Here is a 23,912-nt window from a genome sequence, read left to right as displayed (position 1 = left end):
TTTACTCATGAACAATCACCGAATTTCTTCCGATTTCTATGTAATGGGCTGCTTCGAAAGCCTCTATTATCGCAGGTAATGCAGCACTAATTAACCGCTCAAGTTCGGCATTGCCAATATTGCCAGAAGCAACGAGCATCAGCCGTTGAGGAGTATTTCGCAACAGAAATGACTGAACAAAGTCATCCTTTGTCACAACAATTCGACCATCCCTGTCGGCAATAAGGATAATATCTGAATCGGGTGTTTGATTGCCCCTCCAGGTCGAGGGTGTGCAAAGCATCATGCCCACGTTGCCGTAACCAATCACAAAAACGGCGTGGCAGTTGAGCATCAACCAGAAACTTCATGCTGCCAGAACTTTGGTACTCTTAATAATTGGGGTCAATGGTTATCCGATCGTGAGTTTGCGTCGTATTATGCCCATGTATACAGTGATTGACAGAAAAATCCATCTCAAGACGTAAAAGAGATCGATTAAATATAAAACTTTCTGTCACTATCCCTCTTTTTTCTGGTGCAGCCAGCACGGCATAATGCTTAGTGGAAGCGAAAGGCAGCGCCCGAGAATCCTGCTGCAACATGCCCCAATCATGATTCTTGATGAAGCAACGGCCAACCTTGACTGCGTAACGGAGAGAGAGGTAACCCAAACCCTGAACGCCATCAGCTCAGGAAAGACGCTGATACCATTACCCACCGCCTTAAGGCAATGGAGCAATACGACCGGATTCTTGTGCTTGAGAAAGGAAAGATTGTGGAGCAGGGTCTGCATGGGGAGCTTATGGACGGGGATGGGTTTTATCGGCGAATGTGGAAGTTGCAACACACGATTGAAATGGCGGGATAAGGCTGTGTACAACATTTGTATACGCTGCTGCAAAAAAAGCCCCCGCAGTTCACGGGGGCCAGGCTTACGAGCAACGACCGTTGTATGATCAGGCTATCTGGACGTATGAAGAGGCCTTGACGTTACAAATAGGACAGGTTTCCGGAGGTGTGCCCAATTCAATGTGACCACAGACAGGACAGAGCCAGATCTCTGCTGTTTCAAGGTCTTTGCCTGCCATGGCAATTTCAAGTGCATGACGATAGAGTGCGGCATGCACTTTTTCGGCCTCTACAGCATAACCGAACATGCGTTTGGCTTTATGCCCATCGGCCACAGCCTGCTCGTACATGGGCGGATACATTTCGTTATGCTCATAGGTCTCGCCATCAATAGCCGTTTGCAGGTTCTCGATGGTCGATTTGATGGCATCGTCGGCAGAGAGATGTCCCTCGGCATGAATGCGCTCAGCTTCGGCGGTGGTCCTGAAAAGTTTGGCAATATTCTTCAGGCCCTCTTTGTCAGCTTTTTTGGCGAATGCTGCATACTTCTGATACGCCTGGCTTTCTCCTGCAAAAGCGTTTTTCAGGTTTTCGTGTGTTGTCGGCATTACTCTTTTTCTCCCTGTCGATTGATTATTGTGAAATATGGTGATGCTTAATATCGCACGAAAATCTCACTTTTTAAAGGAAACAGATCCAGCAATACATCTCGCCCTCTCTTCACCTGCACGCTGAACCGATTTACATGAAAAAACGCTGATAAAAAAACCTGTTTCCATCATTCAGGGTTTAGCCGATCCCTGCATGATTTTAAGAATCAGTTTTTCCAGATCCTCCCTCGTCTGGGCACCTGGCTCAACGGCGACAAGCCTGCCATCACGACCAACTGCGAAAAGCAGCGGCACCGAAGCGATACCGCCTGAAACATGACTTCCGAAGCTTTTGAGAATCGATTTGTCTGCCATGATAACCGGATAATTGATACCTTGTTCCCAGATAAAATCCGGCATGGAATGTTCATTATCCTTGTAGGCCATCCCGATAAAGGTAAATCCTTTTTTCTCATATTTTTCCTGCAGGGCAACCATTTCAGGAATCTCTTTCCGGCAGTAAGGACACCAGGATCCGAAAAAATTAACGATATAGGCCTTACCGGCAAGCTTTTGGCTTGAAAGCAGAACGCCCTGTACGCTCTTTGCGGAAAACTGCGGTGCGACTGCTGCGTTAACATGCGTTTCAGCGACCGATGTGGCGGCATCAACCCTTCCAGGATAAGGAGCGATGAGCGTTATCACCAGAGCCGCCGCAAGCATTGCCTTTCGAATTGTCATCATATTATCCAACGGTTTATCTTCTGCGAAGTTCTATAAAAAAGCTCTCAAAAACAGTTACGAGACTGAAAAATCGAGACCGGGATTGCTGGCTGCATTTTTCAGCACAGGAACGTTGAGTTTTCTGATTTCAACGGTTTTCACATCCTGAAGATGCGCCGCTACCGTATCCCAGACCGGTTCTCCGGTTGATGGTGCACCAACCGTAGCCCATCCGGCAACACGGTATTTTTTCGAGGCATCCACAAGAGTGCCGTTTTCAAGCCGCATGTCGTCAATACGACTGCCCATAGCCGCTACCGGATCAATACGGTACGACATACCACCCACACGCACCATATCGCCACCCTGCTGATAATAGGGATCGGGGTTGAAAAGATTGTCGGCAACATCTTCAAGAATATTTTTGATTTCAAGGCCGGTCATATCCCGCGCATAGGTTTCCGGATAGGTCATGCAGGTCTGGTCGAGCACATGCTCCATGGTAATGGTCTGTCCAGGCAAAACCGTGGTTCCCCAGCGGAAGCCGGGCGAGAGTGAAATCTGTGCTTCATTGCGCGATCGGAGGGCGTCGCAGATAACCTGATCGAAGGGACCATCAAAATTTCCCCGCCGATACAGGAGCGTTCCCGCCGTAGCAAGTGGTTTTTCGAGCTTGGCAAGGTGCGGGGCCCTGATACGCTCGATCAGCGCTTTCATGGAGGCATCTGCGGCAAGTTCATTGGCAAAAACCGGAAGCAGCCGGTAACGGAACTCCTTTACGCCGCCGTTGCCAAGCTTGAGATCCATAACGCCGAGAAACTTGCCGTTGGAACCTGCATTGGTGACAAGGGTTCGACCCGTTTTGTTCCGAACTTCAAAAGGCTGTGGAACAGCGTCGTGCGTATGGCCACCAAAAATTACATCGATACCGGTTACCTCCCGGGCAAGTTTGAGATCGACATCCATTCCATTGTGCGAAATGAGAATCACGGCATCCGGTTTTTCCTTTGAACGAACCGAATTGACCAACTCCTGCAATTCGATGGCATTGATACCAAATGTCCAGTCGGGTATGAACCTGCCGGGGTTTGCGATAGGCGTATAGGGAAATGCCTGGCCGATAACGGCAATCCTGTGTTTACCAAGCTCTTTCATCACATAGGGACGGAAAGCGTGACCACTTCTCTCATCGAAAGCCTGTGCACCGTTAAAGAGCGCATCCTCTTTCACCTTTACGTTCTGTGCAACAAAATCTCCCTTGAATGCTGCGAGGTTTTTTCTCACCTCTTTGTCGAGATAGGTAAATTCCCAGTGGCCGGTCATAACATCAACACCGAGTTGATTCGTAACTTCAACCATGTCCGTTCCTCTGCTCCACAAAGCTGTTCCCGATCCCTGCCAGGTATCTCCGGTATCGAACAGCAGGGTTTTACTGCGCCCGAATTCCTCTCGAACTTTTTCGACAAGCGTTTTCAACTGTGCGAAACCGCCTATTTTGCCGTATTTCTGCGCTGCATCGACGAAATTTAAGGGCGTATAGGCATGAGCAAGCGGAGTGTCAGGCGAAACACCATAATATTTCAACAGAGAAGCGGTAACAAGATGAGGGGGGCGTCCCAGGGCTTCCCCGACACCGAGGTTGAGATTTGGTTCGCGATAGTAGATCGGCATAAGCTGTGCGTGGGTATCGGTAATGTGCAACAGGCGGACATCACCGAATCCCTGCATTTCATAGATATCAGCTCCGGATGTGCGGCTGCTGGCAAGTCCGGGAATCAGGCCTGCAGCTCCTGCAAGCCCAAGGATACGTATAAATTCACGACGGGAAAGCTGCATAACAGTGGGTCGTTTTAGGGTAAAAAAGCGTTACTGAAGGGCACTGTCCCGCACGGTCAACATACGGGACAACTCCTGATTGATGCGGCTAAAAAAATGTTAAGGTTTGGGAACAAGGCTCTCCCAGTTCTGCTGCATATACTTGCCTTGTGCAAGAGCCTGCTCTCCTTCCTGAAGAGCCTGCCCGGCGAAGTTTACCGCCTCGGCTTCCTGACCGCTCTCAAGAGCCGCTCTGGCGCTCTTGATAAGCGAAGCAGTTTCACGCCACTCGAAACCAATAGCCGCAGCCTCTTTTCTTTTGGCCTCAGCCTGTTCGATTAACTCCTTCGCCGCAGGTTCAGCCCGCAACTCACTGGCACTCGCAAAAACAACGAGCAGGACAAAAGCAGATAGTAGTATTCTCTTCATAACGTTCTCCTTATTTTCGTGAAGCCGGGCCGTTAAAAATCAAACCGTTTGACATCACGGTCTCGAAAAACTCAAGATTACAGTACTCCTCGCTCTGTGGGGCGAACGATTTGGCTCCGGTATCATTGGAGCAACCTCCATAGCGTTTGTGAAGGGTGCCGATCTCTCCCCATTTTGAACGATAAACGGGAAAATGGGTGGTATGACCAAGCGCCGGACTAAGAATTTCAGCACGAAGTCGTCTTCCAGCATACTGCATATGGCAACCAGCGCAAGACATGTTAAGCTTTCCGTGCTTGGCGTAGAAAAGCTCCTTGCCCTTTACATAGGCTTTATATGCACCTTCACTTTGCACCTTCACATCAACGGGCTTCCCCCTGCTGATAAAAGCCATATAGGCAGATATTTTAGCAATATCACCGGTTTTACAGGCCAGTGGCTTTTCGCCGTTAGCCACCCGACAATCATTGATGGCCATCTCAAGAGTCACCACCTTTCCCTTTTTTTCGTCAAAATAGGGATAGTTCTGCCGGACAGCGCCACCATTTGCAAAACAGCTTCCATAGGTTTTACCGTTGGCAAAGGGTATTTCAAACAAAGCTTTGCCATCCTCAACGGATAGCGCATAGGGAGGAAACTCCTCCATCTCCTTCCACTGCTGACGGGAATCCTCATCAATGGCATACACTCCATCTGCATAATCGGCAAACTTGACGTCGGGAAACTGGGCGGTAAAATAATCCCTGAACGCCTGTATATCGGCCTGCACACGGGCCTGATAATCGGCAGCCTCAACCCTTACTGCGGCAAGCAGGGCTGCCAGAACAAACAGAAGCGCAAGAGAACGGTTAAACACTATTTTTTTCATGACTCCTTCCCGATTGAATTATGAGTTACAGTGCGCTGATAACGCTGTCTGTCTTTTCGGTTCCGCCCTTGCTGTCAACCCAGGAGATTGTTACCGTTTCTCCAACACTCCCGCCAGTAAACTGAAACGCCAGGTAGGGATCCTTTGAGACGCCGGGACCGATTTCCGCCTGAAAGACCCGCTCTCCCTTGTGTTCTGCATTCACTTCGGTGATATAATGTCCGGCTACAAGTTTACCGGTCTCATCCTTGCGCCGTCCCGTTTCCATGACGTGCTGAATAAGAATTTTTACTGACACAACATTATTCTGTGCTACAGCCTTAACTTTCATAGCAAGACTCCCTCTGAATGATTATTGATGAAATTGATCATCAGCCGCCGCAGCCGCCGATAGTTACCTTAACCTCTTTTACCGCCTTGTACAGCTTTCCGCCAGCCTGAACCAGCACAACAAGATTGGCCGTTTTTGCCATCCGAAGCCGCAGGGAAACATCAGGACGCATACGCGGCATAATGTCGAAAGAGGCTACGAGAGGAGCAAAATTAGCTTCGGAAAAAATGGTAATGTTTGATGCCCCCGCAATAGTCGTCGCTATCGAAACCGGCACATAGGCTCCGTTTTCTGCAATCTCCGGCGACTTTATCTGAATTGCGGTTGAATTTTCAATGGGCAGGCTGCCGTATTTTGCGGTAATGGCCGCTGCCAGCGTTTCAGAGGTGAACGCTTTCTGGTTCCAGGCGGCAAAAAGCCGTTCAGGAACTGCTGAAATCACTGCCGCATACGCTATTGTGCCAGCGACAGACTTGAAAAATTGTCTTCGGGAAACACCCATACCAACCTCCTTCAAGAGAATTTGTTTGTAAAATTGCCCATTTGTCGGGCCTTATCATTTATTGCATTCAAAACGGTTACATCTTGCTCCTGCATCCTGACACTCATAGCGTGTACAGGTAATCAACAACCTGATCTACCTCTTCATTGGTCATGATACCGTGCTTTCCGAAGGGCGGCATCATACTTTGAGGATTGTTTGCGCTGGCATCCCAAATCTGGGCACGTAACACTCCTCTTTTAGGATAGCGTTGTTTCATCTGAATCAGAGGCGGTCCTAAATTACCCGTCATCTCTCCCTCCTGTATCATATGACAGGCAAGACAGTTCCCCTTCATCGGACTAAAGGAAAGCTGTTTGCCTTTCGCGATGTTCTCTTCACGAGCGGCAGCCTTTCCCGGCAAAGGCAGCATCAGGATGCTTACCGCAGCAATCATGGCGATTCGCTTCATCTTCCATTCCTCTGTTTTTATTACTGAAATAAAATTCTACAACCACGTACTTTTTATTGAAAAGAAAACGATCCTTTCTTACAGGAATCTCCCTGTATGATGATGCAAAATGCCGGAAACATCTGTATCGTTATATCGTTATATACTAAAACCAGATCGACGAATCAAAAAAATTCTGTTTTTTTTGCAAGAATTCCTGCCATGCTATTCGAAACAGTTATCCCCAGTTGTCTTTGGTAATATTTTTATACCAGCCCCATGCAAAAGCAGCTTCCTGACGAAGATGATCATCACTTGCGTCCATAGGTGTCAAACCGCCAGCTCCCTTGATATCGACAATACCCGAAGAACTCAAATTATAGACACCGGCAACCGATATGGCATAACCAGGGGCGATAAGACTGTAACAGGTGCTTACCAGAGAGGGAGAAACAGGCACTTTTCCTCGTAAAAGGCTTGCAATTGCGACAGCGGCAACCTTTCCCTGACTGCTTGCAGCGAAACCGGATTTCGGCATATCCCCGGCAATACAGGCATCACCGATAACATGAATACCCGGGTGAATGGTTGATTCAAAGGTAGTTGGGTGAACCGGGCACCACCCTGTTGCATCGGTAAGGGCAGCTTCAAAAGCAATAGATCCTGCTTTCTGGGGAGGAATGACATTGATAACGCCACCAGGCTCATCACCAAACTCAGTGGTCACGGTCATGGCAGCACCATCGACCTTTTCAACCTTTCCGCCTGCAGTAGCCGCTCGCCACTCAATCATTCCCGGATAAAACCGCTCCCATCCCTGCATAAAGAGCTCCTGCTTCGAAAACTTCTCCTTGTCGTCAAGAATAATGATTTTCGATTTCGGTTTATACTTTTTCAGATACATGGCCATGAGGCTGGCCCTTTCATAGGGTGCGGCAGGACAGCGAAGAGGATTTGCCGGGGGACAGATCAAGACGTTGCTTCCATCTTTCAGGGCAATCAGTTGCTTATGGAGCAACATGGTCTGTGAACCGGCCTGAAAGGCGTGGGGCATATTTTTTTCTGCAACAGCCTGACTGTAACCCGGAATGGCATCCCATTTGAAATCAATTCCCGGAGAGACGATCAATCGATCATAATGAAGCACCTTGCCGCTTTTCAGGGTAACCCTTCCGGCAGGCGCATCGATGGCAACAGCCGTATCGGCAATCACGGTAACCTGATAGCGGCTCTTCAGGACGGAATAGCTCTGGGCAATATCCGGCAATGTTTTCAAACCAGCAATAACCCAGTTGCTGATCGGGCAGGTATGAAAAATCGCTTTCGGCTCAACAAGGGTAACCGATATGGACGGGTCAAGCTTCCGAAGATACTTTGCCGCCGCCGCGCCTCCAAATCCCCCCCCGATGATCACCACCCGGCTTGACGCGGCAAACAGCGGTTTTGAAAAGCCTGCGATACCAAATGCCGCACCTGCAACCCCGCTGACAAGCAGCTTATTGAAATCCCTGCGTGAAAGTTTACCGTTCATGAGCATCCTCCCGATTGACAATTTCCTTCAGCCCCAATTGCTCTCCAGTAACCCTGCCAGCAGAGTTGCAGTGCAATCCCGCAACGCCGTTAATCCATCCTGAAACATGAAGATCCCTGAAGAAACTCCTGTTTCATGAAAAGCAGTACAGAAAATACAGATGGGGATTATAAATTATTAGATAATTATATAGTTGTATATTTATATAATAAAGAGAAATACCATATCCAACGGTTTTCCGTAAAAAAAGGAAAAAATGAGCATGATCACCGTTGATTTGAAAGAGACTTTTTTGAATCAACGCAATCAGGAAGAGCTTATCGCGAAGCGCCTGTTCTGCCCTTCTGGTTTTGACTGACTATTTCCGGGCGATAAGTCGGCCTCTGCCCACCTTGCCAGCCACTGAGGCGTCGCGCCAAAGGGTAATGCCGTGCTCCACGCCATCATACATCTCCTGGCCATAGTTGTCGAGAATCCCTTGACGAAACTCGTTCTGCACTTTTTCAAGATATATTTGAACGTATCTGGAAAAATCGGGAGTAAGATCTTCCTTCTCAATGATCGTCAACCCGGCAGTTTCGGCCAGGGTTGCATAACCTTCCAATGTCTCCATGTAGGGAAAAACCATAAACGAGTGCAAGGCATCCCATTCATCTTTGGTCATTGAACCGGTCTCAAGCCAGTCGGTAACCGCAAGAATACCACCCGGTTTTAAAACACGAGCGCACTCATCTATGAGGCGTTTTTTATCGGTGATGTAACACCAGGCATCCTGTCCCCATACCACATCGAAGGTATTTGCTCGAAAGGGCATGTCGAGAGCATTTCCCAGTTTGAATTCGACCTTGTCATCCAGCCCGGCCTCTTTTGTGCGGCGAATAGCTTCTGCGTGCATCCTTTGTGTCGCATCGAGGCCCGTTACGCGGCAGCCATATGTTTGCGCTAATTGACGAGCAGGAGCACCCAGCGCACTGCACACATCCAGAAGGTGACTATCCGCGCTGACTCCGGCTTTTTGCGCCAGAATGTCGGTCTCATGTTCGCCGCCAACATGAATTTGTTCGCCCATCAGCATCTCCCAAAGGATACCTCCAGGACCATCGTAAACTTCACTAACGTTTCCAATAGTGACATCAAGTCTGTTTCCACTCATGTGAATATCTCCTTTTTGAGTTACAGAGTTACTTTTCTTGCTGGTTTTGCGGAATCAACCAGCATTTTGGATCCAGACCATCCGCATCGCCATTGTAATGGTAAGCACTGGCCCGACATCCCCAGCAATGTGAGTTATTGACGCAAACGTTACAGGGAGTGGGCAGGTTACAAATATCGTGCAGATCTCCATGGACGAGGGTGTTACTATGTTTGGCAATAATTTCCGGAAAGGGCGTTGAGCGAATATTGCCTACACCTTTGCGGATAACCGAGCAAGGGGTTACGTCACCAGTGAAGGTCACCGTTGCCATGGTGCCGCAGTAATATTTATCAGTGTCCATGGCGCCGATGGTGATGTTGTCACCACCGTAATTGATACGGTCACGCTCCGTATAGACCTGTTGAACTTCAGTGAGATTCGGTTCAAACGCGCTCCACTCAGCTCCCATTCCTGCAGGATTGAACATAGTCAGGCAGGTGCGGAGTCCTTTCTCTTCAAACCACCAGCGCATCGTTCGGATGGCATCTTCCGGACCTTGCAGTGCGGTGTAGGTGATGCAATTAATCATTTTTTCGGCGGGTTTACCCAGAGCGAGCATATTCGTCACCCCTTCGACTATGGCATTGATGTAGTGAGGATTACCCCCCCGATGGAGTTTGGCATAGACTTCCGGAGTGATGGAATCGAGGTGAACCGAGACAAAACCTCCGTCGGTCACCTCATAGACCTGAGCAGCAATCTGTTTGTTCCGCAGGGGCAGACCGCTGGTCCAGACATTGTTGATCATGCCCAACGACCGGGCATACTGCATCAACTCATACCATTCAGGACGGACGAGAGGATCACCTCCCAACCAGTCGATGGCCCGAATTTCGAGTGCAGCCGCATCGTCCAGCAAATGGCGGATTTCAAGAGTGGTGAGTCCATGCATCTCCCGAGGTGTGGAACCGGCATAACAGTAGATGCAGCCCTGCTGACAAGCATCTGTCGTCTCAATTTGCAGCGCATAGACCCTTTTCTGCTCGAAGTATCGTTTTTGTTCCTCTTCATGTCCGACGGCCAAACCGCCGTACCGACTCAGATAATCGTTGATACAGGCAACCATAGTATTCACTCCGGGAATTTTGATATTGCTTGAACTTGCCAGTTTGTATACTTCAAGTTATCAGAAATAATAACCATTATCCATTATAAACAACCAAAACACTCCCTGTCAGATCCTGAGCATAAGAACAAATATTTTTCGTTACCGTATTGCATAACCCTCAGTCTCTATCCGAACAGCAGCTTCAATAACTCTGGCTGAATATGTCTGCAGAGCCTGGCATTCCGACTCCACTTGTTCCTGGAGAGTTGGCAAGGCGGTGCGTTTTGGGCCATGGTAACTATCTGCGTCGAGTTGTGTGGGGAGATAAGCAGTCTGCAAGCCCCATGCCAGTGCTGCCACCACAATGGCGGGACCAAATGGCCACTCGGCCTGGGGGCCAAGGCCTTTGAAACGGCGCCACACCACATACCAGAGCACGGTAACCACACTGGCCCACAACACGATGTAAAGTACGCCGACAATACCCCACCAGGTGGCAAGTGCGGCCAGCAGTTTGAGGTCACCACCACCAATACCACTTTCACCTTTGATGCGCCGGAACAGCCAGGCAAGCCCACCCAGCAGGCCCAGCACCACAGCGGCAGATAGTGCACTGACGAAGAGGCTGTGCGGGGTAAACCCGGCATAGCTGCTGGCCAGACCCACCACCCCCAGAGGCAAGACAACCCAGTCTGGCAACAGAGTGCTGTCCCAGTCAATGAGGGCGAGCAACAGCAACGTGCTGGCCAAACAGGCCCATAGTAGCACAGCCTGGAATGCCGGGTGGCTGACACTATTGGCCACATAGGCCCACATGCTTGTATTAACCATCGGCACCCAAATGCGTCTGGCTGCTGGAATGGGCTGCTCCAGGCCGCCACCAGGTCCTTGCCATGCGTTCAGGGGGACTTTGGCAGACTGCAACACCTTGCGGGGAATGATGCGGGCCAAAGGCACCAACCACAAGCCCAACCCAGCACCGGCCAACAACCATGGCAATTGTCCCCACAGGATCTGCAACGGAGAGCTGATGTTCATGGCAAGGGCTTTTGTGAGAAGATTTGAATAACCTGAATAATTGCCGGCCCCAGCAACACCAGCATGAGCACCGGAAAAATAAACAAGACGAGCGGCAGCGTCATTTTGACGGGAATTTTGGCGGCAAGTTCTTCTGCGCGTTGGGTGCGGCATGTACGCATCATGTCGGAATGCACGCGCAACGAGTCGACCAGGCTGGTGCCAAATCTATCGGCCTGTACGAGCACAGAGACAAGGTTTTGCAGGTCATCGAGGCGTGAGCGCAGTGCGAGGTTGCGCAAGGCGTCGATGCGGTTGGCTCCGGCACGCATTTCGAGGGTCGAGAGGTAAAACTCTTCGGCAAGGTCAGGGTTGGTGCGGACCATTTCACGCGATATGCGGGCAATGGCAGCGTCGATACCCATACCCGACTCGGTACAGACAACCATGAGGTCGAGCATGTCGGGCAAACTGTTACGCATGCGTTCGATACGATTTTGGGTGATGAAACGCAGCAACATTTCGGGCAGGTAGTAGCCTGCTGCGGCTGTGAACAGCACCAGAATCATGACACGAGCCAAGGGCATGAGGGGCTGAGTGAAATGCAGAAACAAAGCAAGAACCACCGGCAGCACCAATGTGAACAGGGTTTTAACGGCAAAGAAGTTCTGAGGTGCGTTTTTGTTGCGGATGCCAGCTTGCAAAAACTTGATCTGAACACCGGAGCTTTGCCACCCCTCTTCCGGGAGCGAGAGTTTGGAGAGAATGTTGATTACGGTAGCTACTTTTCCGGTGTTGGCCGTTTTGGACAAGGAGGTGGCGGCTGGTGCCCTGCTTTGGCGAATGATTTTGGTGAGCCGTTTTTTGAGGGCATTGTTGTCGACCAACCAATTTAACAACGCGAACACAAGCGAGGCAACAGCGGCCCCGGAAAGCACGATGGTCAGGATTTGCAGGGTAACTTGCATGGTATGAGCATGGTTTGGGTTAAACCTTGATCTGGACAATGCGGCTGAGCACAAAGATGCCAACAGCCATGAGCCCACAACCGATGAACATGAGGTTCTGGCCTTGGGGAGTGCTCCAGAGCACCGAGATGTAGCCGGGGTTTATGAGCATGAGAATACCAGCGAACACAAATGGCATAGTGCCCAGTATCCAGGCTGATGCGCGCCCTTCGGATGAGAGCGTGCGAACTTTGCCACGGAGTTTGACGCGTTCTCGTATGGTTTTGGCCAATCCATGGAGCAGTTCGGCGAGGTTGCCACCCGTTTCGTGCTGGATCTTGAGCGAGATGACAAAAAAATTGAGGTCATTGCTTTGAATGCGATCGGCGAGATGACCGATCGCGTCTTTAAATGGAATGCCGAAAGAAATTTCATCGAAGACGGTTTTGAATTCGTAACCGATGGGGTCAGGAAGCTCTTTGCCCACCATACCGATGGCTGAGGTCAGACTGTGGCCGGCCCGCATGGCTCGCGAGATGTAATCGAGCGCTTCCGGGAGTTTATCTCCGAAAACCTTGCGGCGTTGTTTGGCCTGTCGCAATAACCAGAGAACCGGCATACTCGCAATGGCGACGGCCAGCATGAGCAGGTGCAAGGGGTTTGTTTGGGGCAGAAGAAGAAGTCCCAATACCACAACCAGCGTAAACAAGGCGAGCATGAGGACTATCAAGCGCCCGATAGTGAACGGAGTGTGGGCGCGTTGGAGCAGTGTTTCCAATGTTCCGGAACGTGAACGGAGCCAGGTTTCAAATGTTCTGGAGCGTGAACGGAACCAGGTTTCGATCGCACTCTCCTGCCGGGGAGTTTGCTCGTTGCCGAGGCTTTGCCCACTTTGGCGAACGGCATTGTAAATGGCCTGCAAATGCTTTTTCTTGGCCTGGTTGCGGAGATCGAAAAAGTGGAACCACACCCCATAAAGCAGCAGCATGATCAGCATGACTGCCAGAAAAGCAAAAAAGGAGATCAAAAATATGGTCATGATATGCTCGAAGGTTAGTCGTTGTCGCCGGGGTCGAACATGCCATCACTGAGGCAAATGCCATAGGTGTGGATTTTTTCATACACTTTGGGACGCACACCCGTGGCCCTGAACATTCCTTGCACGGATCCGTCCGGGTTAATGCCCATACGCTTGTAGCAAAAAATTTCCTGGGTGGTAATGATGTCTCCTTCCATGCCGATGATTTCCTCGATGCTCGTGATTTTACGGCTACCATCATTGAGTCGCGTAATTTGGATGATAAAGTCAAGCGACGAGGAAATAAGCTCGCGCAGGGCTTTGGTGGGTAGAGTGATGCCATCCATGCCTACCAGATTTTCGAGCCTGCCCAGCGCATGCCGCGGGCTGTTGGCGTGAATGGTGGTGAGTGAGCCCTCGTGGCCGGTGTTCATGGCTTGCAGCATGTCGATCACCTCGGAGCTACGGACCTCGCCCAGCACGATGCGGTCGGGCCGCATACGCAAGCTGTTTTTCACAAGGACGCGCATAGTGATTTCACCTTTACCTTCGATGTTGGGCGTACGCGTCTCCAGTCGAATGACGTGATTTTGCTGAAGCTGCAATTCGGCAGTGTCTTCGATGGTGACGATGCGTTCGTTCTCGGGAATAAAGCTCGAGAGAATGTTGAGCAGCGTGGTTTTACCAGAACCAGTGCCCCCGGAAATGATAATATTGCACTTTGCTTTAACCAGAGCTGACAACAGTTCGGCCATGGCGGATGTGAGGGTATTTTTCTCAATGAAGTCGCTCATTTGCAAGGGCACAACCGCAAAGCGCCGAATGGTGAGGACAGGGCCATCGAGAGCCAATGGCGGAATGATGGCATTAACGCGCGCCCCATCGGGCAGGCGGGCATCGACCATCGGGCACGATTCATCGATGCGCCGCCCCACTCGAGAGACGATTTTATCGATGATTTTCATTAGATGAGCGTCGTCATTAAAATGGATATTGGTGGGCTGAATGCATCCGTTTTTTTCGATATAGACGTTTTGGCAGCCGTTGACCATGATTTCAGAAATGGCAGGATCGGCAAGCAAGGGCTCCAAAGGACCCAGACCCATGATTTCATTTTTGAGGTCGGCTACCAATTTAGCACGCTCTTGATCATTAAAGCGGATCTCCTCTTCTTCGATAAGCTCAACAAGCAAGACCCCGAGCTCGTTGCGCAGTTGCTCGGGGGTCAGGCTTTCGATGGAGCTGAGGTCAATACGGGTGAGCAGCTTTTGGTGCAACTTCGTTTTGGTAGCGTAAGAGTCAACCCCTGCGGATGCTCTGGCTTTTATCACCGGCACTGGCGCAGTCGAGGTCGGAACTTCAACGACATAAGGTTGTGCAGGCGCCGATTGAGGAGGCGCTGCAACCCGTTTGGTGGAAAGGTTCCAGCGAGCTATTTGATCTTTAAGCGTTCCCATAGTGAGCGTTTATGATGACTGCTGCCTGTGATGTGCTCGGCCCAGTCGACGATGGTTTTGGAAAGTTTGGATTTGGGCGCCACTTGCAATAAGGGCTGGCCAATCAAGAGGGATTCCTGCACGGCTTCAGCGTCGGAGGGAAAGCGTTTGTTAATTGGCCTGCCGATCACTTTTTCGATTTCGGTACCGGTGATAGGAACACTTGTGTCAGCACGGTTGAGGATGATTTCGGTGCACGACATGGGTTTTTCAAATTCTTTCCAGAGTTTGAGTATTTGGCCCGCCCGGCGCAACGATGGCAGCGATGGGGTGAATACGATGCAGAGTTCGTCAAGCTGCTCCAAAACCCAGATGCCAACCTGATCAAGGGATGAACCAAAATCAACCAGAATATAGTCGTAAAAGTTTGTGGCAATGTGAATGAGTTCGCTCACGCGCTCGGGTTCGATATGAACAATTTTTTCGAAGGTTGCGGGCGAGGAGATGAGATCGAGTGTAGGGCTGAGGTGCTGCACCATGCTGTCGAGCAGCGACTGGTCGAGCCGGTCACATTCACCGGAAATATCGGCTAAATCCTGAGGGTGGTTTTCTCCGGTGAGGTACATGTCAAGGTCACCAAAGGGTAAAGAGACATCGACCGCCAGCACGCGGAAGTCGGGCTCTTGAGAGAGTGCAAAAGCCAGGTTGGCCGCTATGCAGGAGCTGCCATCCCCCCCCTTGGAAGAGACAAATCCAAAAACCCGACACCGATTGATACTAACGCCTTTGGCACGAAGGTGAGTGCGTTCGATAACTTCTTGCAGGGTTTCGGAGGTACTGTCGACAATGACTTCACGTACACCAGCGCGCATAAGCGATAACAAAAGTTCTGGCTCTGTTTGGGGGTGCAGGACCACGATTGCGGCATGCGGCAGTGCGAGGCAGAGTTTCTCTACCTCTTGAATGTAATGGGGATCGGCGGGTTCAAAGCCCACAAGAAATACGAGGTCAGGTTTTTGCGCTGTGAGTTGATGCACCATAACCCCAAGCTCACCCACCAGTCGGGCCAGTTGGTGTTGACCCAGCTCAAGTTGTGTATCGGGAACCTCCCAGGGATGGGGAGAGTAGGTAATGATGTTCATCTATTTTTATTGTACCAGTTTGGGTATGGAGGCGCCACCGCCCCCGGTGGGTTTGAGTAGCACGGCAATGGCGCTGGCTTGAACGTCTTTGATGGCAATACCCAGAAAGGGGGCGAAAAAGAACTTGCAAGGCCCGCAATTATGGGTACTGTCGATAGTAATCATCGCACGTATAGCGGGGGCATCTCCAGCAACGGGTGCGCTGGTTGAGGGACGCATACTGGGCCAGTAAACCGTTTCAATGGTCGCATCCTTAATCTTTGAGCCATAGGCGACGTTGTGTTGTGCCCAGACCAGCGCAGTGTCCGCAGCCGAAGTCCAATGAGGTGACAGCACATCGCCGAGTGAATGAGCGCCAGCCAAAGCGGCAGCATCGGCCGCGTTTTGAAGTTCAACCCTGGTCAGGCTGAGACGGGCCAAGTCAATCGCCAAAGCGGCAAAACCAAGCAATACCGGCAAGAGCAGGGCAAACAAAATGACGACAGTGCCACGCTGGCCGTAGAGCCGTTTGGTGATGGAGTGTGACCGTATCATGGAGATTCAAGCCTCATGCTGGTTGTGGCCGAGAGGTCAATGCCTGGAAAAATATAAACTGGTGGGTAATAGCAACGGGTCTCAACTGTACACATATTGGTACTGCTATCTACAGTCGGTGTAATGGTGGCGCTTAGGGTGCCATACATTGAAATGAGTTTGCAGTCGCAGCCCGATGCGGCAGCTGTTTGGGCACTAATGGTGCTGGAGCTAATGGCTCCGGCACGTGCGCCTTCCCGGCTGGCATTGGTAAGCACAATTTTGTCTAACAGGGCAATAGAATAAAAAAATATCCCAAGGAGAATATGCAGAAACAAGTGCAGGAGAAGCATAAATTCGACAGTCGCATAGCCCTTTTGGGATTGAGCCTGCTCCTTTTCCGGGGCCTTGAGCAGGGGCATATCTGCGTGCATGATGCTCATTTTAGTGGTGATCCTTCAAGTTTTCCATCGAGGAAAAGCTCTTTTCGGGTAGGAGGAATAACTCTGTCAGTTGGAAGCTCTGGCATGGTGGCGCTGCCTTTGACCAAAGTGGGGCGAATAATGACCATGAGTTCGGTCTTCTCGGCATTCTTCTTGGTGTCCCGAAAAAGCGCACCAAGAATGGGAATTTCACTCAGCAAAGGCACCGAATCAATCGCATTGGCAAAATTGTCGAGCTTGAGTCCGCCAATAACAAGGTTTTCACCCTCGTTCATCTGAACGTTGGTGGAAACGGTGCTGATTTTAAACAAGGGCAAATTAGCTTTAGTCCCCGAAGTGGCAGATTCTGTATCAGGCTCGGAAACCTCGGATACGACCTTGAGCGAAATACGGCCAGCATCCAGCACAACGGGCATAAAGCGTAAACCTACTCCATAAAGGTATTCTTTGTAGGAAATATAGTATTTGTCATATTCTTGGAGATTTATTGGGCTGTAATCGATGACTCTTACAGGTACATAAATTTTACCTCCAACCAGAAAAAAACCCTCTTTGCCACTCATAGTGACAATGGTGGGTTCGGCAAGTACCTTGAACAACGATGGTTTGCGGTCCGCAACCATTTTGATCCCATTGGCCTGACCCAGCCGACCCAGCAAAAGATTATTAAGCGTAGCGTTGCTGACAAACCCTGATAAAAGGGTGCTTCCTTGTATATCACCAGAGGTTTTAAAGAAGCTGATACCCAAAGATTCGATAAAAGTCCTCGATACCTGGGCAATGCAGACTTCGAGCCGGACTTGCTGCGAATCGCGCACCTTGAGCAGATTGACTACGCCGCGCGTGCTGTCAGATTCCCCTCCATGCGTTGTGGTTTCTTTAGAATGAGACTCCGTTTTGGAAAAAACAACGTCCTTACTCATCTCTTCAATTATACCGGTAAACGGCTTGGAGTCAGTGCCGACAAGGGCTGATTCCGGAGTACCACTTGAAACCGAGCCACCAAAATACGATCTTACCAAGCGAGCGACGCTCTCTGCAACCAGGGCGTCAGACACAGAGCCGGAGAGTACCAGAGCTGGACCAAGGGCAAGGAGATGAATGTCGTTCTCTTTCGGAAAAAGAACTTTTAAGAGAGCTTGCAGGGCGGTTGTGCCACGGCTGACCTGTACCGGCGAGGAGGTCAGGTTGCCATTTTGGTCCCATACAGCAAGATTGGTTGAGCCCATTTTTTTTCCCAGCAAATAAACTTCGAAGCGGTTAAGCATGATATAGTCGGCCACCTTGGGGTCGCCCATGGCAACACGTTTGATGGGTTGCGCGAACCGGTAAACCCTCGATTCGCCCAGAGGCACAAGATAAATCGATGGAGCAGTCATTTCAGACACAACGGTTACGTACGAGTCGTCCCTTCTCCTCACGGGTTCAGGAGAGGCCATTGTAGCCATGGGTACAGTGCCAACAAGAAGCGCAACAAGAGCGCTCATCCGGCAGGCAAAACGTATCAGGCATGTCAAATTCATCTGCATATTGGCTATGGTGTGGCAATATTTTGACGGCTGGTGCCACGGATTTCTTCGGGGCCACTGCTTTGACGCATTGGTGCCGCTTGTGCAGTTGGCGAACAGGTGCTTGCAGGAGCAGACTGTGAATAAATAATATCGGAAAGACGTACACCTGCGGAGTTTATTTTGCCGGTGTCGAATTCGTTGCGCAAGACAAGAGACAGCGCCCCGATGTTGCGAGCCAGGTCGAGCTTTTCGGCTTCGTGCGGAGTAAGCTCGAGGGTTACGGCATTGACCACTTTTGGTTTATCCCGGTCTGCAGTGGTTTCCTGGGCTATGGCCAATACTTTGACGCGCAACAGTACCGTCACCGAAAAAGGCTGTTGGTTGGCATCTTTGCTACTAACCAAAACATCCACATAGCTGCCTGGCAGGGCAAAACCGGCAACCGCAATCACCTCATTTACCTTAACTGTAATGGCACGCTTGCCCTTTGGGATGATAGAGGATAAACCGCCAGTCGCGGTTGTTGGGGCCAATTTGCCAGGCAGAACCGGCTCACCCGGCATCATGGAGACGAGGGCAATTCGTCCTACCACACTGGCGATGCGAGTGGACGCATCGCGAGGAACAGCCGAACCGGGCCAATCGATGCTCCTGATTTGATGAGCTTTGATAGCTTTACCCGCTTCGATGGGCTGCTCAACAACGACGACCCTCGACATTGATGTTTGGGCGACACTCATCCAGCGGGCAGCCAAAAAAGCTGCCATCGCACCCAGAATAAGTGCGATGGCGAGAACGAATTGTTGTGGTTTCACTGCTTATGCTGTAAAAGTGCTATCAGATACCGTCAAGGGCATCTGAAATCTTTTCAAAAACCTCGTTCAAACTAGTTCCGATAAGCGTAACGGCTGCAATTGTAGCAACAGAAATCAAACCAGCAATCAAGGCATACTCAATCATGGTTACGCCTTTTTGTGACCTGATGGACAGATTTCCACCAAATAAGCCAACAACAGCCGCAACCAGATAGTCGATCATGGCTACGACTTTTTGTAATTTGACGGAGACGAACGTGTTTTTCATGGCTTTACCTCCCAATGAAATTAGTTAATATTCACTCCAACATGAGACCCTCAAATTGTGAGTATCAGCCCACCCGAATCCATATATTGGGCGTGCAACTGACTACACTCACATTTTTCAGGGACGATGCTTACCCTGTAAATTTACAAAATAAATACGCACAGCCAATCACTATTCTTGCTTTTTTTTGATGAACACCGTTTGAAGTGCTCCCCTAACATGATCGATTTTGATTTTGTCCTTTTTGCATCATCTGCCATCAACCTCTGCTGATAGTCATCTGCTGCACTGCATCTATCCCCTTCATCAGTCGATCGAAAAGTAGAGTTTCCGGCAGTTCAACAATCACAACCGAAGCAGGAATGATTCATCGACGAATCATTCCGTCTAACCTCTTTTGTGACTAACTTTTACAAAGAAGCATCATTTTCCTCGTTGCATAAAATTTGCAACATTCCGTTATGAGCTTATTCATGTACTAACGGTCTCTTGATAGTTGCTTCTTTTCTTCATCACTTCTATTGAAGTTTTGACGATGTTATCGTCTTTTTCGCGCTCTTTCTCCGGTAAAAACTCTTCAAGTAGCGTTTTGTTAACCCGCAGGCACTGATCGAGTTCTTTCTTCAGTTGGTCCAAAGGCAGTGTTGTCACAACGCGCATTAGGTACTCCAAAGCATGGGTTCCATACCGAAAATTGTTCATAAACATAAACGCACGGTAGCGGTTCATCTCCATGATAACCAGATCATCGAATGCCTCCTCCATTTTTTTTTCATCTCCATCAGAAATCGAACCAACCCCTTCAAACACAAGCTTATTGACAGCTTCAGCGTTAATGCCTGCATACCTCGCCTTTATGGCCAAATGATCGGCAAGATCACGGTTTGATTCTTTCCGGTACACGGGCGTTGTAATCCATGCTTCTTTGATTATCGATTCGTCTTTCAAGCTGGAATAGACCGCATGATACTCTTTGGCAATGTCATCTGAGCGGTCTTTGACTATGGTTTCCGCAAACAGTTTATCGATGGATTGTTCCTCTATGAGATAGGGAAATGCCAGCAAAGCTTGATTATCACCAATTCCGAGCTCTGACTGGTTTTGTATGGCAAGTATCAATCTTCCTTTCTTCCCATAGGTTTCTCTCCGGACAGCTTCCGGTTTCGAGCACAACGCGGCCTGAATATCTCGTGCTTCTGAAAGATTCCTGATGTCCGAATCGTGACAGACGTAGATCGCCGATGGCCATGATGCGTCGTCCGCACCGGCAATCACTTCGTTGCAGATTGCTTGTTCAGGCGGTTGATCTGCTATGACCAATTGAAGCGGAGGCAATACGCTGTCGAAAAATTCTCTGGATACTCCCAATTCAAAGCTCAAAAAGTTGAGATTGCGATAATCGGTATCAAGAGCAGGGTACAGGGTTTTCAGCTCGTTGAAAGCCTCTGTAACTCCTACGCCAACCCAGACCAGCCGGAGCTTTCCATTCGGAGAATAGGTGCCGATGCGGGCAAAGCGCAGCACCAGCGCTTTGGCCATATCGGAGTTACCGACGACCATCACAACTTGTGCAACAGAGCCTTTCATGGTTGGCGCGTACAAGTCCGGAGAATATTGATTTACAATGCCACGTGCTGATACAGCATATGGATTCGATGCACGAATATCCAGTCCTTCTTGTTTGAATGCATTGATTCCGACCCAGTCCATGAGCAGATTCTGCATAGTAAGTGACTGAGTGCGGAGATTGACTCTAAGTTCGGTACCTGGGTCGGCTTTGTTTTAGATTTGTTCCAGCAGGGCAAGATTTTCCCGCTCATCAGGAAGCATCAGATAGAGCCTGATGGCAGATTTCAGGTTTGCCACTTTGAAGAGATCAGCCCGCAATGCATCGTAATAGAGAATCGTCAGAGTGAATTCATTGTCATGCTCGGCGGTATGGAGTTTATCGACCGCGACGATCTGTGGCTCGACATTATCCTTCTTACTGACATCTGATAATGCTTTTGCCAAAGCTTTTCCGAAAGCACCATAGCTGACGATGACATGATGACCCTTGTAACTGTTGACCGTTTTTCTTTTCAGATACGGATAGAGATGCTCGTGAAACAGCTTGGTGAAAAAGGTACCATACGCAAAAAAAGGAATCGCATATTGGGTGATATATAATCCTATTTTTATACATGGCACCGAAACCTTACCTGCCACTTCTCTGTTCAGGACAAGCCAGACTTGCATCAATCGAAGATGCAGAACAAACCCTGAAAAAGCATTCCAGCCATCCTCTTATCATCTCAATGGTTTCCGGCAGATATCAGGAAATATGCGCTTCCTATCCACCGGATTGCGTGTACTGGAGAGCTGAAAAAAGAGGATTGCACTGTTTGAGACGAAAAAAGAGCTGAATATCGCAAAATACATTCTGTCCAGACTCATCTGACAGACTCGATAAATTTATGGCTCACTGAAAAAAAGTTTCAGTTCCATTCTGACATGACTTTCTTTCCTTCAGCTTGAAAATTCTATGTAACAATAGTGTAACAAAAACAGTAAACGTGAACATATTTCCCGTAAATATCATACTGAGACGACATAATGCCCCTCTTGATCGGAACAAGCCACGCGAAATCTATCAGTCCTGAAAATCCGGAATGCGAAGGAACGCAAAATCCGTTAGTAACTCAGAACGACCGTATCCCTCGAACCGCAAACTCGTATATGGCTGTCTTTTTCGTACAACTTATCGCACCACTATCAAAGTCTTGCTGGTCGACCCAAGGGCCACCGGGATTGATCGACGAAGCCCAATACTTGTTGTGCGCGAATGTGCTTTTCCCAGTCTGCTTCGCATGAAGGTAGATCAGATTCAATTCCTCCTTGCTTGGGAGGTACCAATCGTCGTACCCATTGATGACGAGGTCGTGACAGAGTTTTGCGGCGAAAGCATCTGATGAGTGCGTTCTCAACAGGTGAACGGTATTGATTTTCCCTTTCCCGATGCCTTCCGGTTCGAGCCCCTGAATTTCAGGGATGATCGGTTTGTTGGTGCTGAGCCAGTGGACTCCAGCGCTCTGGTCCAGAGGTGCGGCCTCCAGGTATCGCACGCCCGATGAATCAGGAATACCCCCAGGAGCGGCATATACGATTATACCGCCAGCAGGACCGGTATCACCGATCGAGTATGTTTTGGTTTGCGTAATTCTTTCCTGCGTCAGGTGAATACAGAGCTCCGTCAGCGCGTTATCCACATAATCGTCCAGCAACACCACCAGAGGAGTGTCAAAGCGCAGTGAGTTGTTCATGCTTCGCAGCCAGCCTTGCACTGCATTGTCGAATCGCGCCTTGGTATACAGAAGCGGCCCGCCATCATGAGTACCGCAACTCAGAGCCATCTGTATCCCAAGCGATGTCCCCTGGAACGAGCCTGCCACTTGCAGTATCGTGGCAGCATACTTGTCTGTACCGATCTGCGTGTTTAATGTCTTGTCCAGAGCCGCAATGATCTCGTTCGGGTTTTCAGTCGCATAATTGCCTTTCCAGTACGACACGCGCTCCTTAATGCTGCTGTCGTCCCCGTCATAGATGATCAGCCGCTTGCCGGTTGAGACCAGATATGCATAATTGGCCGCCAGATCGCTCACCGTGCCCCGCACCAGCTTCGATTTGGCCATCACCGTTCTTATCTGTTTTTCCACTTCCCCCGCATCCGGCATAAGCCCTGTGTTGTTCCCAAAACCGTCATTCGTGTATTTCACGACGACGATTTCACCACTGTGCTGCGTGAGAAACGTGACAATAGCCTGTAAAAAATTCTCAAAGCCTTCTCCGGCCTGTGTCTCAGCAATAATACCATTATTCGAGTGCAGGTGGCAGAGCCTTTCTTCCCTCACGAGGACGTTCTGGGCGGTCAAGTTCCACATATGCCCTGGCCTGAAGTCGAAGTACCTCGCTCCGAGCTGCAACTGTGTGCTCACATCGTCTTTCTGTGTATTGTAAAACGCATTCACTCCAAGCGGGCCTGTCAGCTTGACGTACATCCCCGAGTCGTGCGATCCAGGCAATACAAATTCATTCAGCGTAGTTTCCGCAGGAGCATTCATCCGTTTCATCCAATCACTCTGGTTCCCGGTAACAAAAACGTATGCCTGATGGCTCAGCCCCGCCATCGTTGCAACGTCAGTAAATCCCCACGAAACAGCGTAGTCGGCCCCGATCTGCGAACGCTGATTATCCACCCAACTGATCAGATTGTTTACCGCTAATCCGCCCGTGTTCGGGTTGATCTCCGCCCCGCGTTCCAGCACGTCCTTACCATCAACCATGGCATACATCCGAAAGGCTCCAGTGGCCTCATACCAGTGGATATTCCTCGTGTCCATTTCGAAATGACGTTGTTGGATGCTGTTCATAAATGGAAAACAGACATTGTCATAACCACGACACTCAACACGCACCTGAAAACGATTACTACTGTTGTAGGCGAATACATCAATACCCTTGCTTGGCATT

At 49.7% G+C, this 23,912-nt stretch carries 26 protein-coding genes and 1 pseudogene; all 27 read right to left on the bottom strand.

The window, feature by feature from the left end; all coding sequences use genetic code 11:
• Position 1: 1 nt before the first annotated feature.
• A complete protein-coding gene (locus PPHA_RS16485) occupies positions 2-283 on the bottom strand; it encodes a DUF5615 family PIN-like protein (RefSeq protein WP_397234004.1) in 282 nt (93 codons plus the stop codon).
• A 16-nt stretch (positions 284-299) separates the two neighbouring features.
• Positions 300-350 (bottom strand): annotated as a pseudogene (locus PPHA_RS16710) (DUF5615 family PIN-like protein); the annotation flags it as partial.
• A gap of 149 nt (positions 351-499) precedes the next feature.
• The gene (locus tag PPHA_RS15880) at positions 500-775 is read right to left on the bottom strand and encodes a hypothetical protein (RefSeq protein WP_190274025.1); all 276 of its coding nucleotides are present in this window, start codon (positions 773-775) and stop codon (positions 500-502) included.
• Between the two features lie 163 nt (positions 776-938).
• Positions 939-1,439: a rubrerythrin family protein gene (locus PPHA_RS04035; RefSeq protein ID WP_012507603.1), complete on the bottom strand. Its 501-nt coding sequence runs from the start codon at positions 1,437-1,439 to the stop codon at positions 939-941.
• Between the two features lie 174 nt (positions 1,440-1,613).
• Entirely contained in the window at positions 1,614-2,165 is a 552-nt protein-coding gene (locus PPHA_RS04030) for a TlpA family protein disulfide reductase (RefSeq protein ID WP_041526418.1), read from the bottom strand.
• A 54-nt stretch (positions 2,166-2,219) separates the two neighbouring features.
• Positions 2,220-3,980 (bottom strand): thiosulfohydrolase SoxB, encoded by a 1,761-nt coding sequence (soxB, locus tag PPHA_RS04025; protein ID WP_012507601.1) that lies wholly within the window; start codon positions 3,978-3,980, stop codon positions 2,220-2,222.
• A gap of 99 nt (positions 3,981-4,079) precedes the next feature.
• Positions 4,080-4,388, bottom strand: a complete 309-nt coding sequence (locus PPHA_RS04020; RefSeq protein ID WP_012507600.1) for a hypothetical protein — start codon at positions 4,386-4,388, stop codon at positions 4,080-4,082.
• 10 nt (positions 4,389-4,398) lie between these two features.
• Positions 4,399-5,256, bottom strand: coding sequence for a sulfur oxidation c-type cytochrome SoxA (gene soxA / locus PPHA_RS04015; RefSeq protein WP_012507599.1), 858 nt, complete (start codon positions 5,254-5,256; stop codon positions 4,399-4,401).
• A 25-nt stretch (positions 5,257-5,281) separates the two neighbouring features.
• Positions 5,282-5,587, bottom strand: coding sequence for a thiosulfate oxidation carrier complex protein SoxZ (gene soxZ, locus PPHA_RS04010; protein ID WP_012507598.1), 306 nt, complete (start codon positions 5,585-5,587; stop codon positions 5,282-5,284).
• A gap of 40 nt (positions 5,588-5,627) precedes the next feature.
• Positions 5,628-6,089, bottom strand: coding sequence for a thiosulfate oxidation carrier protein SoxY (soxY, locus tag PPHA_RS04005; protein ID WP_012507597.1), 462 nt, complete (start codon positions 6,087-6,089; stop codon positions 5,628-5,630).
• Positions 6,090-6,192: 103 nt separating this feature from the next.
• Positions 6,193-6,540, bottom strand: coding sequence for a sulfur oxidation c-type cytochrome SoxX (soxX, locus tag PPHA_RS04000; protein ID WP_012507596.1), 348 nt, complete (start codon positions 6,538-6,540; stop codon positions 6,193-6,195).
• Positions 6,541-6,757: 217 nt separating this feature from the next.
• On the bottom strand, positions 6,758-8,050 hold the full coding sequence (locus tag PPHA_RS03995) for an NAD(P)/FAD-dependent oxidoreductase (RefSeq protein WP_012507595.1): 1,293 nt from the start codon (positions 8,048-8,050) through the stop codon (positions 6,758-6,760).
• 358 nt (positions 8,051-8,408) lie between these two features.
• Positions 8,409-9,203 (bottom strand): methyltransferase domain-containing protein, encoded by a 795-nt coding sequence (locus tag PPHA_RS03990; protein ID WP_012507594.1) that lies wholly within the window; start codon positions 9,201-9,203, stop codon positions 8,409-8,411.
• A gap of 28 nt (positions 9,204-9,231) precedes the next feature.
• Positions 9,232-10,311 (bottom strand): radical SAM protein, encoded by a 1,080-nt coding sequence (locus PPHA_RS03985; protein WP_012507593.1) that lies wholly within the window; start codon positions 10,309-10,311, stop codon positions 9,232-9,234.
• Positions 10,312-10,452: 141 nt separating this feature from the next.
• Positions 10,453-11,124: a prepilin peptidase gene (locus PPHA_RS14495; protein WP_223293976.1), complete on the bottom strand. Its 672-nt coding sequence runs from the start codon at positions 11,122-11,124 to the stop codon at positions 10,453-10,455.
• A 203-nt stretch (positions 11,125-11,327) separates the two neighbouring features.
• Positions 11,328-12,278 (bottom strand): type II secretion system F family protein, encoded by a 951-nt coding sequence (locus PPHA_RS03975; RefSeq protein ID WP_012507591.1) that lies wholly within the window; start codon positions 12,276-12,278, stop codon positions 11,328-11,330.
• 19 nt (positions 12,279-12,297) lie between these two features.
• On the bottom strand, positions 12,298-13,296 hold the full coding sequence (locus PPHA_RS03970; protein WP_012507590.1) for a type II secretion system F family protein: 999 nt from the start codon (positions 13,294-13,296) through the stop codon (positions 12,298-12,300).
• Between the two features lie 14 nt (positions 13,297-13,310).
• The gene (locus PPHA_RS03965) at positions 13,311-14,732 is read right to left on the bottom strand and encodes a CpaF family protein (RefSeq protein ID WP_012507589.1); all 1,422 of its coding nucleotides are present in this window, start codon (positions 14,730-14,732) and stop codon (positions 13,311-13,313) included.
• Positions 14,708-15,853 (bottom strand): AAA family ATPase, encoded by a 1,146-nt coding sequence (locus PPHA_RS03960; RefSeq protein ID WP_012507588.1) that lies wholly within the window; start codon positions 15,851-15,853, stop codon positions 14,708-14,710. Before PPHA_RS03960 ends, PPHA_RS03965 begins: the two co-directional genes overlap by 25 nt.
• Positions 15,854-15,859: 6 nt before the next feature.
• The gene (locus PPHA_RS03955; protein WP_012507587.1) at positions 15,860-16,387 is read right to left on the bottom strand and encodes a TadG family pilus assembly protein; all 528 of its coding nucleotides are present in this window, start codon (positions 16,385-16,387) and stop codon (positions 15,860-15,862) included.
• Positions 16,384-16,809, bottom strand: a complete 426-nt coding sequence (locus PPHA_RS14490) for a TadE/TadG family type IV pilus assembly protein (RefSeq protein WP_012507586.1) — start codon at positions 16,807-16,809, stop codon at positions 16,384-16,386. Before PPHA_RS14490 ends, PPHA_RS03955 begins: the two co-directional genes overlap by 4 nt.
• A complete protein-coding gene (locus PPHA_RS03945; protein WP_223293975.1) occupies positions 16,806-18,332 on the bottom strand; it encodes a type II and III secretion system protein family protein in 1,527 nt (508 codons plus the stop codon). Before PPHA_RS03945 ends, PPHA_RS14490 begins: the two co-directional genes overlap by 4 nt.
• Positions 18,333-18,343: 11 nt before the next feature.
• Complete coding sequence (gene cpaB, locus PPHA_RS03940; RefSeq protein ID WP_049759888.1) at positions 18,344-19,087, bottom strand: Flp pilus assembly protein CpaB; 744 nt, start codon at positions 19,085-19,087, stop codon at positions 18,344-18,346.
• Between the two features lie 70 nt (positions 19,088-19,157).
• Positions 19,158-19,358: a Flp family type IVb pilin gene (locus tag PPHA_RS03935; RefSeq protein WP_049759946.1), complete on the bottom strand. Its 201-nt coding sequence runs from the start codon at positions 19,356-19,358 to the stop codon at positions 19,158-19,160.
• Between the two features lie 516 nt (positions 19,359-19,874).
• On the bottom strand, positions 19,875-21,113 hold the full coding sequence (locus PPHA_RS03930) for a hypothetical protein (protein ID WP_150085588.1): 1,239 nt from the start codon (positions 21,111-21,113) through the stop codon (positions 19,875-19,877).
• A 72-nt stretch (positions 21,114-21,185) separates the two neighbouring features.
• Positions 21,186-21,641 (bottom strand): NAD-binding protein, encoded by a 456-nt coding sequence (locus PPHA_RS03925; RefSeq protein WP_012507581.1) that lies wholly within the window; start codon positions 21,639-21,641, stop codon positions 21,186-21,188.
• A 443-nt stretch (positions 21,642-22,084) separates the two neighbouring features.
• Positions 22,085-23,911 (bottom strand): hypothetical protein, encoded by a 1,827-nt coding sequence (locus PPHA_RS03920; RefSeq protein WP_012507580.1) that lies wholly within the window; start codon positions 23,909-23,911, stop codon positions 22,085-22,087.
• Position 23,912: the final 1 nt, after the last annotated feature.

This window comes from Pelodictyon phaeoclathratiforme BU-1 (assembly GCF_000020645.1).
GTDB lineage: Bacteria > Bacteroidota > Chlorobiia > Chlorobiales > Chlorobiaceae > Chlorobium > Chlorobium phaeoclathratiforme.
This window is presented reverse-complemented; position numbering and strand designations above follow the sequence as displayed.

Coding starts and splice junctions, on each gene's coding strand:
- PPHA_RS16485 (WP_397234004.1), bottom strand. CDS start 283: ATGCTTTGCACACCCTCGACCTGGAGGGGCAATCAAACACCCGATTCA.
- PPHA_RS15880 (WP_190274025.1), bottom strand. CDS start 775: ATGCAGACCCTGCTCCACAATCTTTCCTTTCTCAAGCACAAGAATCCG.
- PPHA_RS04035 (WP_012507603.1), bottom strand. CDS start 1,439: ATGCCGACAACACACGAAAACCTGAAAAACGCTTTTGCAGGAGAAAGC.
- PPHA_RS04030 (WP_041526418.1), bottom strand. CDS start 2,165: ATGATGACAATTCGAAAGGCAATGCTTGCGGCGGCTCTGGTGATAACG.
- soxB (WP_012507601.1), bottom strand. CDS start 3,980: ATGCAGCTTTCCCGTCGTGAATTTATACGTATCCTTGGGCTTGCAGGA.
- PPHA_RS04020 (WP_012507600.1), bottom strand. CDS start 4,388: ATGAAGAGAATACTACTATCTGCTTTTGTCCTGCTCGTTGTTTTTGCG.
- soxA (WP_012507599.1), bottom strand. CDS start 5,256: ATGAAAAAAATAGTGTTTAACCGTTCTCTTGCGCTTCTGTTTGTTCTG.
- soxZ (WP_012507598.1), bottom strand. CDS start 5,587: ATGAAAGTTAAGGCTGTAGCACAGAATAATGTTGTGTCAGTAAAAATT.
- soxY (WP_012507597.1), bottom strand. CDS start 6,089: ATGGGTGTTTCCCGAAGACAATTTTTCAAGTCTGTCGCTGGCACAATA.
- soxX (WP_012507596.1), bottom strand. CDS start 6,540: ATGAAGCGAATCGCCATGATTGCTGCGGTAAGCATCCTGATGCTGCCT.
- PPHA_RS03995 (WP_012507595.1), bottom strand. CDS start 8,050: ATGAACGGTAAACTTTCACGCAGGGATTTCAATAAGCTGCTTGTCAGC.
- PPHA_RS03990 (WP_012507594.1), bottom strand. CDS start 9,203: ATGAGTGGAAACAGACTTGATGTCACTATTGGAAACGTTAGTGAAGTT.
- PPHA_RS03985 (WP_012507593.1), bottom strand. CDS start 10,311: ATGGTTGCCTGTATCAACGATTATCTGAGTCGGTACGGCGGTTTGGCC.
- PPHA_RS14495 (WP_223293976.1), bottom strand. CDS start 11,124: ATGGTTAATACAAGCATGTGGGCCTATGTGGCCAATAGTGTCAGCCAC.
- PPHA_RS03975 (WP_012507591.1), bottom strand. CDS start 12,278: ATGCAAGTTACCCTGCAAATCCTGACCATCGTGCTTTCCGGGGCCGCT.
- PPHA_RS03970 (WP_012507590.1), bottom strand. CDS start 13,296: ATGACCATATTTTTGATCTCCTTTTTTGCTTTTCTGGCAGTCATGCTG.
- PPHA_RS03965 (WP_012507589.1), bottom strand. CDS start 14,732: ATGGGAACGCTTAAAGATCAAATAGCTCGCTGGAACCTTTCCACCAAA.
- PPHA_RS03960 (WP_012507588.1), bottom strand. CDS start 15,853: ATGAACATCATTACCTACTCTCCCCATCCCTGGGAGGTTCCCGATACA.
- PPHA_RS03955 (WP_012507587.1), bottom strand. CDS start 16,387: ATGATACGGTCACACTCCATCACCAAACGGCTCTACGGCCAGCGTGGC.
- PPHA_RS14490 (WP_012507586.1), bottom strand. CDS start 16,809: ATGAGCATCATGCACGCAGATATGCCCCTGCTCAAGGCCCCGGAAAAG.
- PPHA_RS03945 (WP_223293975.1), bottom strand. CDS start 18,332: ATGAATTTGACATGCCTGATACGTTTTGCCTGCCGGATGAGCGCTCTT.
- cpaB (WP_049759888.1), bottom strand. CDS start 19,087: ATGGCAGCTTTTTTGGCTGCCCGCTGGATGAGTGTCGCCCAAACATCA.
- PPHA_RS03935 (WP_049759946.1), bottom strand. CDS start 19,358: ATGATCGACTATCTGGTTGCGGCTGTTGTTGGCTTATTTGGTGGAAAT.
- PPHA_RS03930 (WP_150085588.1), bottom strand. CDS start 21,113: ATGGACTGGGTCGGAATCAATGCATTCAAACAAGAAGGACTGGATATT.
- PPHA_RS03925 (WP_012507581.1), bottom strand. CDS start 21,641: ATGCAAGTCTGGCTTGTCCTGAACAGAGAAGTGGCAGGTAAGGTTTCG.
- PPHA_RS03920 (WP_012507580.1), bottom strand. CDS start 23,911: ATGCCAAGCAAGGGTATTGATGTATTCGCCTACAACAGTAGTAATCGT.